This is a genomic window from Vibrio cyclitrophicus (assembly GCA_023206055.1).
GTDB lineage: Bacteria > Pseudomonadota > Gammaproteobacteria > Enterobacterales > Vibrionaceae > Vibrio > Vibrio cyclitrophicus_A.
In genome coordinates, this window is the sequence record CP065367.1 from 369487 (window position 1) to 382501 (window position 13015).

Annotated in this window: 11 protein-coding genes; 5 read left to right on the forward strand and 6 right to left on the reverse strand. The window is 43.8% G+C overall.

The features are described 5' to 3' along the window. Positions 1-174: 174 nt before the first annotated feature. From gcvP to ITG09_17450, 3 genes are all read right to left on the reverse strand, one after another. Positions 175-3054, reverse strand: a complete 2880-nt coding sequence (gene gcvP, locus ITG09_17440; GenBank protein ID UPR54737.1) for an aminomethyl-transferring glycine dehydrogenase — start codon at positions 3052-3054, stop codon at positions 175-177. A gap of 89 nt (positions 3055-3143) precedes the next feature. Beyond that, positions 3144-3524, reverse strand: coding sequence for a glycine cleavage system protein GcvH (gcvH, locus tag ITG09_17445; protein ID UPR54738.1), 381 nt, complete (start codon positions 3522-3524; stop codon positions 3144-3146). A gap of 51 nt (positions 3525-3575) precedes the next feature. Then, positions 3576-4868: a serine hydroxymethyltransferase gene (locus tag ITG09_17450; GenBank protein ID UPR54739.1), complete on the reverse strand. Its 1293-nt coding sequence runs from the start codon at positions 4866-4868 to the stop codon at positions 3576-3578. A gap of 440 nt (positions 4869-5308) precedes the next feature. Between ITG09_17450 and ITG09_17455 the strand changes: the two genes are divergently transcribed. From ITG09_17455 to ITG09_17465, 3 genes are all read left to right on the forward strand, one after another. Continuing rightward, the gene (locus ITG09_17455; protein UPR54740.1) at positions 5309-5932 is read left to right on the forward strand and encodes a helix-turn-helix transcriptional regulator; all 624 of its coding nucleotides are present in this window, start codon (positions 5309-5311) and stop codon (positions 5930-5932) included. 447 nt (positions 5933-6379) lie between these two features. Beyond that, positions 6380-7513, forward strand: coding sequence for a glycine cleavage system aminomethyltransferase GcvT (gcvT, locus tag ITG09_17460; GenBank protein UPR54741.1), 1134 nt, complete (start codon positions 6380-6382; stop codon positions 7511-7513). 251 nt (positions 7514-7764) lie between these two features. Next, complete coding sequence (locus ITG09_17465; protein UPR54742.1) at positions 7765-8817, forward strand: trypsin-like serine protease; 1053 nt, start codon at positions 7765-7767, stop codon at positions 8815-8817. Between the two features lie 118 nt (positions 8818-8935). Here the strand turns inward: ITG09_17465 and ITG09_17470 are convergent, their stop codons facing one another. Further along, positions 8936-9262, reverse strand: a complete 327-nt coding sequence (locus tag ITG09_17470) for a hypothetical protein (protein ID UPR54743.1) — start codon at positions 9260-9262, stop codon at positions 8936-8938. Positions 9263-9463: 201 nt separating this feature from the next. Here ITG09_17470 and ITG09_17475 point away from each other — a divergent pair, with 201 nt between their 5' ends. Next, positions 9464-9781, forward strand: coding sequence for a helix-turn-helix transcriptional regulator (locus tag ITG09_17475; protein ID UPR54744.1), 318 nt, complete (start codon positions 9464-9466; stop codon positions 9779-9781). Between the two features lie 92 nt (positions 9782-9873). Here ITG09_17475 and arfB read toward each other — a convergent pair whose 3' ends face one another. Continuing rightward, the gene (gene arfB, locus ITG09_17480; protein UPR54745.1) at positions 9874-10284 is read right to left on the reverse strand and encodes an aminoacyl-tRNA hydrolase; all 411 of its coding nucleotides are present in this window, start codon (positions 10282-10284) and stop codon (positions 9874-9876) included. 87 nt (positions 10285-10371) lie between these two features. Between arfB and ITG09_17485 the strand changes: the two genes are divergently transcribed. Next, positions 10372-10977, forward strand: coding sequence for a beta-phosphoglucomutase family hydrolase (locus ITG09_17485; GenBank protein ID UPR55200.1), 606 nt, complete (start codon positions 10372-10374; stop codon positions 10975-10977). Between the two features lie 60 nt (positions 10978-11037). Here the strand turns inward: ITG09_17485 and ITG09_17490 are convergent, their stop codons facing one another. Continuing rightward, positions 11038-12942 carry a diguanylate cyclase gene (locus ITG09_17490; GenBank protein UPR54746.1) on the reverse strand — a complete coding sequence of 635 codons (1905 nt, stop codon included), beginning with the start codon at positions 12940-12942 and terminating at the stop codon, positions 11038-11040. Positions 12943-13015: the final 73 nt, after the last annotated feature.

Here is a 13015-nt window from a genome sequence, read left to right on the forward strand (position 1 = left end):
GCTTTATTGCAACATCCCATAATTGTTTCCTCATTCATCGTTGGATTCATTTCACCTTAAACCTTTCCCTTACGGTAAGGTCAATGCATTTGTTTGCCTCAGATTTCAGACAAAAAAAAGGCGAACCATTTGGTTCGCCTTTTGTTATGTTTCGCTGCTTAGCGCCGCTACGAATTAGTCTTCGTAGTTATCGATGCTTGGGCAAGAACAGATTAGGTTACGGTCGCCGTATACGTTGTCTACACGGTTAACTGTTGGCCAGTACTTCGAGTTCTTGGTTGCTTTCGATGGGAAGCAAGCCAGTTCGCGAGAGTAAGGGCGATCCCATTCTGCGCCAGAAAGGTCAACTTGTGTGTGCGGTGCGTTCACTAGAGGGTTGTTGTCTAGTGGCCATTCACCGGCTTTCACTGCTGCCATTTCGTGACGGATTGCGATCATCGCTTCACAGAAACGGTCTAGCTCTTCTAAATCTTCTGATTCAGTTGGCTCTACCATTAATGTGCCAGCTACTGGGAAAGACATCGTAGGCGCGTGGAAACCGAAGTCCATTAGACGCTTAGCAATATCTTCTTCGCTGATGCCTGTGTCTTCTTTAAGTGGACGAATATCGATAATACATTCGTGCGCTACGCGGCCGTTAGTGCCACGGTAAAGAACAGGGTAGTGAGGACGTAGTTTTTCCATCACGTAGTTCGCGTTCAGAATCGCTACTTTCGTTGCGTCTGTTAGGCCAGGTTCGCCCATCATTGCGATGTAAGCCCAAGAGATAGGTAGAATTGAAGCACTACCGAGATCTGCCGCTGATACCGCGTAGTCAGAACCTTGTACACCGTTCTCGATGTGACCAGGTAGGAAAGGTGCTAGGTGCGATTTAACACCGATAGGACCCATACCCGGACCGCCACCACCGTGTGGGATACAGAATGTTTTGTGTAGGTTCAAGTGAGATACGTCTGAACCGATGAAGCCAGGTGAAGTTAGGCCTACTTGAGCGTTCATGTTCGCGCCGTCTAGGTAAACCTGACCGCCCGCTGCGTGTACTTGTTCACACACTTCTTTCACTTGCTCTTCGTATACGCCGTGCGTAGAAGGGTAAGTGATCATGATGCTTGATAGGTTTTCTTTGTGCTTCTCGATTTTCGCTGCTAGGTCTGTCATGTCGATGTTGCCATCTTCATCACACTTAACAACCACTACCTTCATTGAAACCATTGATGCTGTTGCAGGGTTAGTACCGTGCGCAGAGCTTGGAATCAGACAAACGTTACGGTGACCTTCACCGCGGCTTGCGTGGTAACGTTGAATCGCGATTAGACCTGCGTATTCACCCGATGCACCAGAGTTAGGCTGTAGTGAGAAATCGTCGTAACCGGTGATTTCACATAGCTTCTCTTTAAGATCTTTCGCTAGCGCTGTGTAACCCGCTGCTTGATCAAGAGGTGCGAATGGGTGAATTGAACCAAACTCAGGCCATGTTACTGGAATCATCTCAGCAGCAGCGTTCAGCTTCATCGTACAGCTGCCCAGTGGGATCATGCCGTGCGTTAGTGAGAAGTCTTTGTTCTCAAGCTGTTTTAGGTAACGCATCATTTGCGTTTCGCTGTGGTGCGTATTGAATACTGGGTGAGTTAGGAACTCTGATTCGCGACGGCAGTTTTCTGGAATTGCTGCAAACTCATTTGATGCAATGTCAGAAGAGAGTGCTTGAACGTCTTCTTTCACGTCGAATATAGCGAACAATGCGTTCACGTCGTCGATCGTTGTTGTCTCATCTAAGCTGATACCGATCTTACCCTTAAGAAGGCGAAGGTTGATGTCTGCTGCTTGCGCTTTCGCGTACAGTGCATCTGTCTTCTCTTCAGAGTTGATTGTGATGGTATCAAAGAAGCTGTTGTTTGTTAGCTCGTAACCCGCTTTAGTCAGGCCAGCCGCTAGGATAGCTGTCATGTGGTGTGTACGACGAGCAATAGTACGTAGGCCTTCTGCACCATGGTAAACGGCGTAGAAAGACGCCATGTTTGCTAGAAGTGCTTGAGCTGTACAGATGTTCGATGTCGCTTTCTCGCGGCGGATGTGTTGCTCACGAGTCTGCATTGCCATACGTAGCGCTTGGTTGCCGTGAGTATCGATAGAAACACCGATTACACGACCTGGCATTGTACGCTTATGCTTTTCACGAGTACCCATGAATGCAGCGTGTGGACCGCCGTAACCCATAGGAACGCCAAAACGTTGCGCTGAACCGATTACTACGTCTGCGCCCATTTCGCCAGCTGGCTTAAGTAGAGCAGAAGCGAGTAGGTCAGTAGCAACGGTTACAAGCGTTTTGTTTGCTTGAGCTTTCGCAATGATGTCTGTTAGATCACGAACTTCGCCTGTAGTACCAGGGTATTGAACTAACGCACCAAATACGTCTTGCTCTGGAAGTGTTTCAAGAGCGCCAACCATTACTTCAAAACCGATGTACTCAGCACGAGTTTTAACAACTTCTAGTGTTTGAGGGTGAACATCGTCAGCAACGAAGAATACTTTGCTCTTGCTTTTACCAGCACGCTTACACAATGTCATTGCTTCGCCAGCCGCTGTCGCTTCATCAAGAAGTGATGCGTTTGCGATTTCCATACCTGTTAGGTCCATTACCATTTGTTGGTAATTGAGTAGAGCTTCAAGACGACCTTGAGAAATCTCTGGTTGGTATGGTGTGTAAGCTGTGTACCAGCCTGGGTTCTCTAAAACGTTACGTAGAATAACGTTTGGAGTGAATGTGTTGTAGTAGCCTTGGCCAATGAAAGTACGTTTCACTTGGTTTAGGTTAGCGATCTCTTTAAGAGAGGTCAGCATGTCCATTTCGCTCAGTGGCGCAGCAAGTGTCATTGGTTTTTCAAGACGGATTTGTGCAGGAACCGTTTCGTCGATCAGTGCGTCTAGGCTAGTCGCGTTGATCGCTTCAAGCATTTTTTGCTGGTCTGCTTTATTTGGGCCGTTATGACGAGTAACAAACTCGTTTTGCGTACCCAAGTCTTTTAGTAATTGGCTTTGAAGTAATTCAGTCATGATATGTTCTACTTTCTCTCTGGAGCCGTGAGCTAGCCCCTAAAATTAAGCTGCTCAAAAGAGCAGCTTTATCGTAATGAGGTTACCTATTAGTCTTCTTCGATAGAGCTTAGGTATTCTTCCGCATCTTTAAGGTTGTTTAGTTCAGACGCATCAGACATCTTCACTTTAACAATCCAGCCACCTTCATAAGATTCTTCGTTAATTAACTCTGGGCTATCTTCTAATTCTTCGTTGATTTCTACGATTTCGCCAGAGATTGGTGCGTAGATATCAGAAGCTGCTTTCACTGACTCAACGAGAGAGAAGCTTTCGCCAGCTTCTATTTCGTCTCCAGTGTCAGGCAGGTCAACAAACACAACGTCACCTAGCATTTCTTGAGCGTGCTCAGAAATACCGATAGTTACAGTACCGTCACCGTTGTCTTTTACCCACTCGTGGCTGTCTGCAAACTTTAGTGTATTGTCCATTGCTTATTCTCCAAAAATTTATGAGGTTTTAATTTAAATCTTAAAAACGGTTTAACGGTAAAGAGGGAAGCGCTTGCAAAGCTCTTTAACTTGCTTGCGTACACGTTGCTCAACTTCAGCATTGCCTTCAGGGCTTTCAACTAAGCCATCAAGTACATCACCGATCCATTCACCGATAAGTTTGAATTCTTCAGTGCCAAAACCACGACTGGTTCCAGCTGGCGTACCTAAACGAATGCCAGAAGTAATCATAGGCTTCTCTGTATCGAATGGTATGCCATTTTTGTTACATGTGATCCCTGCACGCTCTAATGCTTCTTCAGTTACGTTACCTTTCAAGCCCTTAGGACGAAGGTCAACCAGCATTAGGTGCGTGTCTGTTCCGCCAGTCACAATGTCACAACCGCGAGTTTGCAACACTTCAGCAAGAACTTTTGCGTTGTCGATCACTGAATCAATATAAGTATTAAATTCTGGGCCAAGTGCTTCGCCAAACGCCACTGCTTTAGCTGCGATAACGTGCATTAGTGGGCCACCTTGAAGGCCAGGGAACACTGCAGAGTTGATCTTTTTGTTGATGTCTTCGTGGTTCGTAAGAATCATACCGCCGCGTGGGCCACGAAGTGTTTTGTGCGTTGTTGTAGTAACAACGTGTGCGTGTGGTAGTGGGCTAGGGTGAGCTCCTGTCGCGATAAGGCCCGCGATGTGTGCCATATCGACCATTAGGATTGCGCCAACTTCGTCAGCGATTTCACGGAACTTAGCGAAATCAATAACGCGTGGGATAGCACTACCACCAGCAATAATCATTTTAGGTTGGCTTTCGATAGCTAAAGCGCGAACTGCCTCGTAATCGATTTCAAGAGTTTCGCGGTCTACACCATATTGTACTGCGTTGAACCACTTACCAGACATTGCAGGACGTGCGCCGTGTGTAAGGTGGCCACCAGCATCTAGAGACATACCTAGGATAGTGTCGCCAGGTTGAAGTAGGGCAAGTTTAACTGCACCGTTTGCTTGAGCGCCAGAGTGAGGCTGTACGTTTACGTATTCACATTTGAACAGCTGTTTAGCGCGTTCGATTGCGATAGCTTCTACTGTATCTACGTGCTCACAACCACCGTAGTAACGACGGCCTGGGTAGCCTTCAGCGTATTTGTTGGTTAGGCAGGTGCCTTGAGCTTGCATTACTGCTTTAGAAACGATGTTCTCAGAAGCAATAAGTTCGATTTGTTCGTTTTGACGAGTGTTCTCTGCTTGGATTCCAGCAAATACTGCGTCGTCAGTCGCAGATAGGTTCGTAGAGAAAAAACTGTCTAAGCTATGGTTTTGGTAAGCGTTCATTGTCGAGACCTTTCATTAAGCTAATGGTGATTGTTTTTATAGTCCATTAGGTCTTACGTTGATTTCTGCATCGGTATCGTTTGCGCTATATAGGTACAGATAAACGTTAATTGCGTTTTAAATGTACTCTTACAGCGTCTAAGCGATCGTTGTAGGGTCAATGCAGCACGAATTGGTTCCCAAAAGTTCGGGTAAAAAACAGCTCTTACAAATGTTAAAACTATCATTTGCTACAAGCTGAAGTAGCATCTCTTCATCTAACAAGTCGATAACATAGCTCCGATAAAATCAATTTTCAACAAAAATTTCCAATAGGAAACAACTTTTCTCGTTTTGCTACAGGGAGCACGCTTTATTTCTGTGTGTGCTCTTTAATCAACAAAGCGCTTCATGCAACAATGAAATGAATAGACAGGAAGTAAGAAAATAATGAGGGACCTATGTCAGAAGACATTTATGATGAGTACCCATCTTTAACGCTGGCGAAAGAAACGTTAGACCAGAATATAGAACCACTTAGGCTTGGCCAGCGTATTAAAGATATCCGCGGCAAGCTTGGGATCACGCTAGAAGAAGCAAGCCAAAGAACTGGCTTGGCGCGTTCTACGCTCAGCAAAATCGAGAATGAACAGATCTCGCCAACCTTTCAGGCTATGCAAAAATTAGCGATGGGTTTGCAAATTGATATGCCGCAACTCTTTGAGCCACCAAGAAAAAAAGTCGCAACAGGACGTCGTGACTTAACTAAGGCAGGCCAGGGTAAACCTCATCCAACACCGACTTATGAGCATGAACTGCTTGCGACAGAGCTCTCTAACAAGAAGATGATGCCATTCAAAAGCCGCGTAAGAGCGCGTACTTTCGAAGAATATAATGATTGGGTTCGTCACGATGGTGAAGAGTTCTTAATGATTATCTCCGGTGATGTGATGTTCTACTCAGAATTCTACGAACCTGTGCCTATGAGTGAAGGCGATAGTATGTATTACGATGCCAATATGGGCCACATGTTGATTTCTACTAGTGCAGAAGATGCGCTGATTTTGTGGGTGACTGCAAAATAAGTTAACAAAATTAGAATTTCTTATAGTGAATGCAAACGTTTGCTTTTGTTTCTAACGTTTGCCAAATGACGCGATATTGATGTGAAAATCATCAATATCGCGTTTTTGTATGTATCGAATAATTGTTTTTAAATTGTTAAATGTCACATTTTGAGCTGTTTTAATCTTGTTAAGGGTGTAAAACTGACTCAGGCTTGTTTACTATAGTGAACACGGTTTACTCATGTTGATTGAAGTTTACTGAAGTGAATTCTTAAAAAGTGAGTTGTAGAGCTTTTGTACAGCTATCAATTTTTATAACGCTAACTATATAAGCCTATATAAAAGACATCACTTTTTACTATCTACTGTTTCTAATGCTGAGACCTAGCGTTAGAAGCGACTCTAAATAGAGATATAAGCGGCAGATTCGATTTGGAAAGCCTGCAACGCTTCATGGAGAATAAAATGACTCAAGAACACGCTAATCAAGACCTACTAAAAACACCACTGCACGCACTTCACGTTGAAGAAGGCGCAAAGATGGTTCCTTTCGCTGGCTACGACATGCCAGTTCAGTACCCACTAGGTGTAAAGAAAGAGCACTTACACACTCGTGATGCTGCCGGTCTTTTTGATGTTTCTCACATGGGGCAACTTCGTCTACATGGTGCAAATGCAGCTGCTGTCCTAGAATCTTTGGTTCCTGTAGATATTATCGACCTTCCTTCTGGTAAGCAGCGCTACGCGTTCTTTACTAACGAGCAGGGTGGCATCATGGATGACCTGATGGTTGCTAACCTTGGCGATCACCTGTTTGTTGTTGTGAATGCAGCTTGTAAGACACAAGATATTGATCACCTAACGGCACATCTTCCTGCAGACGTAGAAATGGAAGTGATTGATGACCGCGCTCTATTAGCGCTTCAAGGTCCTAAAGCATCGGAAGTTCTAGCTCGTTTCCAACCAAGCGTTGCAGACATGCTGTTTATGGATGTTCAAAAAGTAGATATCGATGGCGTTGAATGCATCGTGAGCCGCAGTGGTTACACGGGTGAAGATGGCTACGAGATCTCTGTACCTAACGATCACGCTGAAGCACTAGCGCGTAAGCTAACTGCTGAAGCTGAAGTTGAGTGGATTGGCCTTGGTGCTCGTGACTCTCTTCGTCTTGAGTGTGGTCTATGTTTATACGGTCACGACCTAGATACAACAACGACTCCAGTAGAAGCTAGCCTTCTATGGGGCATTCAAAAAGTTCGTCGTACTGACGGTGAACGTGCTGGCGGTTTCCCAGGCGCTGATATCATCCTTGAGCAAATCGCGACTAAAGACGTTCAACGTAAGCGTGTTGGTCTAGTAGGCCAAACTAAAGCTCCAGTTCGTGAAGGCGCTGAGTTGTTCGATGCTGAAGACAACAAGATTGGCGTTGTAACAAGCGGTACAGCGGGTCCTAACGCTGGCAAGCCTGTATCAATGGCGTACGTTCGCACTGATCTAGCGGCTATCGGTACTGAAGTATTCGCTGAAGTTCGTGGCAAGAAACTACCAATGACAGTAGAAAAAATGCCATTCGTACCTCAACGTTACTACCGTGGCTAATCTCTTTTAAGAGAATTCGTCCACATTAACAAAAAGCCTATTGTGTTTTCTCTGGATAGAGAAATAAGACAATGGGCTTTTTTGTTATTTGGGGCGTACTTAATTCACTCAACTTGGTTTGAAAATCAGCTTAAATAGTGAGATGTGTGACCATTTCGTTATAAATACTTACTATACTGGTAGTTATGGCATGTTATGGTGTTGAATTATCATTTTTGTGTATAAGTAGCAGGGGTTACAAGGAGTTAACTATGAATGTGAACCACACAATGAGCTCGGTTCGTAAAGTCGTTTTAGGACTTTTAGCGCCATTGATTTACACATCAAGTGTTATGGCAACGGAAAACACGGTCGAAAGCACTCCTGGTTTGGGTGTAACACCGTATATTGTGAATGGTAGCGACGCTTCTGTGGCTGAGTTTCCTTCAATGGCAAGTTTGTTCATCGACCGTATTGATTATGATGGTGTTTACTCTACAAGCCCTTACTGTGGTGCGACAATTTTAGATCCAACGCATATCTTAACCGCCGCGCACTGTATTTACGGTAATGAAGAAGGTCAGTTGTTTACGGTTGTCGTCCCTCAACTACAAGATACTTCTCAATTCCCAAATGGAAGCATTGAAAAGGTTCGAGTCTCTGAGGTGTTTTATCCTAGTAATTATTCAAATAGCTTGAACGATTTATTACGTAATGACGTAGCCATTTTAAAACTTGAAAGTGCGCTCAACATAGATTCCGTTAATGATATTGTGAAACGACCAACTTCTGAGGGCTATCGTAGTTCTTTAGAGACGTTTACTGCTGTGGGTCACGGTGATACACGTTCTGGATTTAACGGCACTAGCTTATTACAAAAAGCAGATCTTAATTATGTAGATAATGCGATTTGTGCAACAGCCAATTTTATTGATGATGCAGCTTTAACTAACAAACAGATCTGCTTTAACGGTAACTACAGCTCATCTACCGGACTATTCAATGGTACATGCCAAGGTGATTCAGGTGGTCCAGTTTACTGGAGAGATGGTGTTGGCTATAGGCAGGTTGGAATCACTAGCTTCGGTCCAGGTACATGTGGAGGCACCTCCACCATAACTTCTGTATTCACAGAAATCTATGACTATAAAGATTGGATCGACAGTGTTATGGCTGGAACTGAAACTGCTAAGTTTGTTTCAACAGACGCGAAACGTACTGCTTATGCTGGTAGAAGCTCATCTGGCTCAGGAGGCAGTGTGTCGTTTAGCTTGCTAGGCGCGTTGATGTTACTCGGTGGGATTAGAAGAGCGATGTCTCATTAGATTGATGCTTTCTCATGTTAGTTAAACAAACGGCCAGTCATTCAACAATGACTGGCCGTTTTTTGTTTTGTTTTTTTAAGCCGTTGAGAGCTTGGCGCTACTCGTTGATATTAATAGATTAGACGCACAATTTAGTAGTCGCCTTTCTACTGTATCTTTCGATAATCTCATCCATCTCTTTGACTGCGTCGTTGATACTTTGAATCCCGCCTTGTGCGACGCCTTTTTCATTTTCGTTCAATGCAGAAAAAGCCTGCTTTAATTCCTTCTCTTCTAACATACTTCCGTGCAGCAATACTTCTTTGTAAGTGAGTAGCCTATGTTGCACTGCAATAATTTCGGAGCGGGCATTGTCAGTTTCTAATGCGTGCTTAATGCAAGGAAATGCTAATTCATAGCGATTCGCAATTTCCAATATAACGTCTTTCTTATTTGCAATTTGCAATTTTTCTAATTTCCCAACACTTGAATACTCAAGTTACCTAGCCTGTACGTTCACTACTGACATCAGTGTGAAGGTTTATGAAACATAACGCTTTTTATCAAGCGAATAATATGCCTTTAATGGCTTATGTAAACCTTCATAAGTCAATATGGTCTGCTTCTTGCTGAATTTAGGACATAACTGTCTTTTGAGGATGAACTTATGTCACAAGAACCCATAATAACGGCGCTGATTGAGCGTAGGAAGCAAGCCAACTTGTCTCAAGAAAAGTTAGCCTCGAGTGCCGGAATGAGTTTAAAAACCTATCAACGGATTGAACGCGGTGAGGCGGACATAAAAATGTCACAGTACCGCTCAATCACCAGAACCTTGAAAGTGACGGATTTGGATGTGGTACTTGATATTGTTGGCGCATCACAAGCGACAGCGGAAGATGTAGCGGCGGTTAGTCGTCTGCTAACCAGCGAAGAGCGTATGCTCTTGATCAAATTGATTTTATCGGTCAAAAAGAAGCAGTAGTCGTTCTTTCAAATAAACAGCGCAATGGATCTATTCCTTCGTTAAATTGCCAGTTATTTTTAGGGCGATGTGTTCATTGAGGGCATGAGCCATCAGTTCACTCTGCCACGTAGCTGTTTGGTGGTGCTTCTTTGTTTCTTGCTTTCTAGACGTCTTTTCTGAGAGCCGCGTGTTGGCTTGGTCGCTCGTCTTACTTTTTGAACCTTTGTCGCTTCCAAGATCAATTCTTTCAAACGCACCAAAGCATCATCTCGATTTTGTTCTTGCGTTCTATATTGTTGCGCCTTAATGATAATCACGCCATCTTTAGTGATGCGGCTGTCTTTGTGTGCGAGAAGTTTTTCTTTATAGAAATCAGGTAGGGTGGAGTGCTTGATATCAAAACGTAAATGTATCGCACTCGATACTTTATTGACGTTTTGACCGCCGGCTCCTTGTGCTCTGATCGCGGTTAACTGGAGTTCCCAGTCTTGAATCGAAACAGAGTTAGATATTTGTAACATAAACATCCATTTTGAACGGTAATATGGGGTCATGATACTGAATATTGGTTATGGTATCAGTAACTTTATTAAAGAGTGGTAGTAGTGATGAAATTAGATTTAACGGCATATGAAGGATTAATCTTTGATATGGACGGTACGTTGATCGATACAATGCCTGCACATGTAAAGGCTTGGCAGCAAACGGCTGAAGAGTTCGGCTTTCATTTTGAAGCGTCTTGGCTGCATAGTTTAGGTGGAATGCCGAGTTATAAGATAGCGGGTGAGGTGAACAGTAAATACGGTTTATCGCTCGACCCACAAGCGGTTTCTACGTTTAAGATGGCCTCGTTTGCGGCTATTGAAGACAAAGGAGACGTTATCGCGTGTACCCACTCTCTGTTGTTAGAGCATCTGGGTAATAAGAAGATTGCAGTTGGAACGGGCAGTCAACGTAAAAGTGCCGAACAGTTATTGGATAAGACAGACATTTTGAGTAAGCTCGATATCCTAGTGACAGCAACAGACGTTAAGAATCACAAACCAAATCCGGATACTTTCTTAGATGCGTGTTTTGGTATGGGATTGCAGCCAAAGCAATGTGTTGTGTTTGAAGATACAAACCTAGGAAAGCAGGCTGCTCATGCTTCGAACATGGATTGTATTCTGGTAGTAGAAGGAAACAAGTTAGAATTCTACCCGGTACCTAGCTGATTGAAAAGAATTGGTGTGTTAAGCCAAACTGTAGCCTAACGGAACAATATTGATTTTCTGTTAGGCGATTTCGCTCATTTCGCTGTCTAGGAACAGGCACACACTATTTCTACCTGCTGCTTTGGCTTCATAAAGTGCTAAATCGGCGCACTTGTAGTTGAGAGCAGGATCGTTGGTCAGGTTGGTGATTCCTCCGCTGACCGTCACCACGTTGTCGAGTTCAATACTGACTGCGATTCTCAATCTGTTAAGCACATATTCGGCTTCTTCAGTTGTGGTATGAGGCAATATCACCCCAAACTCTTCACCACCAATACGAGCCACAAAATCAGTTTCACGGCACTCACGTTGTAATACTTGAGCAACGGTTTGAATGACGCGATCACCATAATCGTGACCAAACCTGTCGTTGATGCGTTTGAAGTGGTCTATATCCAAGATCGCTAAGCAAGACTGTTCCCGAGTAGGGTAACGATTCACACGTGAGCACTCATCTCGTAGCTCAAGATCGAACTTACGACGGTTCCAACAGCCAGCTAAGGCATCTTTTTCGCTCAGGTTTCTCAGTTTGTTTTCTAGCTCTTTGTGTTTACTGATATCCACAAATGAAGCGACATAAAATTGAATCACATCATTTGAATCTTTGATGGTTTGGATACGTAGTATTTCCGTGATCAAAGATCCGTCTTTACGGCGATTGACTACTTCGCCTTCCCAAACCCCAGTCTTAGTGATTATGCTCCACATTTTGATGTAGAACTCTTGATTGTAGCGACCAGAGGCAAACATGGAAGGTTGGCGGCCTTTTACGTCTTCTAAGTTGTATCCACTAACACGGGTGAACTCTTGGTTTACCTTGATGATACGGTTATTTCTATCTGTAATCACCAAGGCGGACATACCATTCATTGCCGCTTTAGCCAGTTGACTATCGATACTGTTCTTCTTGTGGTTACTGTTCCACAATACGAAGCTGGCGGAGATCATCGAAATTAAGAAAGATAAGGTGATGACCTGAACGACAATCGCTTGTTTTTCTTGTCGGTATTGACTACTGAACTGCTGATTTTCGATATGAAGAACCATGTAAATAGGGCCTTCAAACTGCTTTATCTTTGGGCTGATGTCAGAATGAAAATACCAATTCTTACCATCAAAATAGCTAGACGAAGAGTTGTCTTGAATGTCTTTCCAAAGCGATGGATATAGCTTTGCGTATGTCTTGTCTGAACGTGACTCAATCACATGCCCAAATGATTCAGCTGGGTCAGGGCCCATGATCACATGCCCGGTTTTGTTAAGAATGACAGGGACTGCTGCTGAGGCTCCAATTTGGTAATGAAGGCGTTTATATATCTCAAGCATGTTTAGATTGGCAATGAAGTAACCAATAATTCGATCACCTTTAGCGACAGGTGTCATAATGCGAAGTGCTGGCGTCAACGGGTGGACTATTTCTCCATTTTCCACTTCAAGGTCAATACCTCTAGAACTGACATCGCCAATCTCTAATTTTTGTAGTACCTCATAGTAATCTCGAGAAGATTTGTTCTGCAGTTCGTTGTCAGGGACGACAGTCGCGCGACCGTCTTTGTAGTTAACGCGGAACACTTCGTTACCGGCGAGATCGAGATAACGAAGCTGGGAATAGTATTTTTGGCCACGAGCTAGCATCACCCAAAGATCTTGTAGCGTTTCTTTGTGAATAATAGAAGGCTCTTGAATCGCTCGGAGGAGTGTTTGAGAGTCGGCGATTGAAGGAACAGAGTTAGAGATTTGCTCAACAATAACGGCGAGTTCGTGAAAGCTGTATTCGATCTGGTTCTGGCTGGACTGTTTGATATTTAGCGTGTGCTGAGCTTCAACCCTGTCAAATTCAGAGTTTATGTAGAGGGCTGGGACTAGTCCTAAGGCAAAGATGGTACATATAAATTGGCTGACTAGTTTTTTTATACTTGTATTCATCACTGCCCTCAAAGAATCAGCGCAATACTATATATTTTATAAGGTTTTTAATGTGATCTTTACCCAGAAGTTA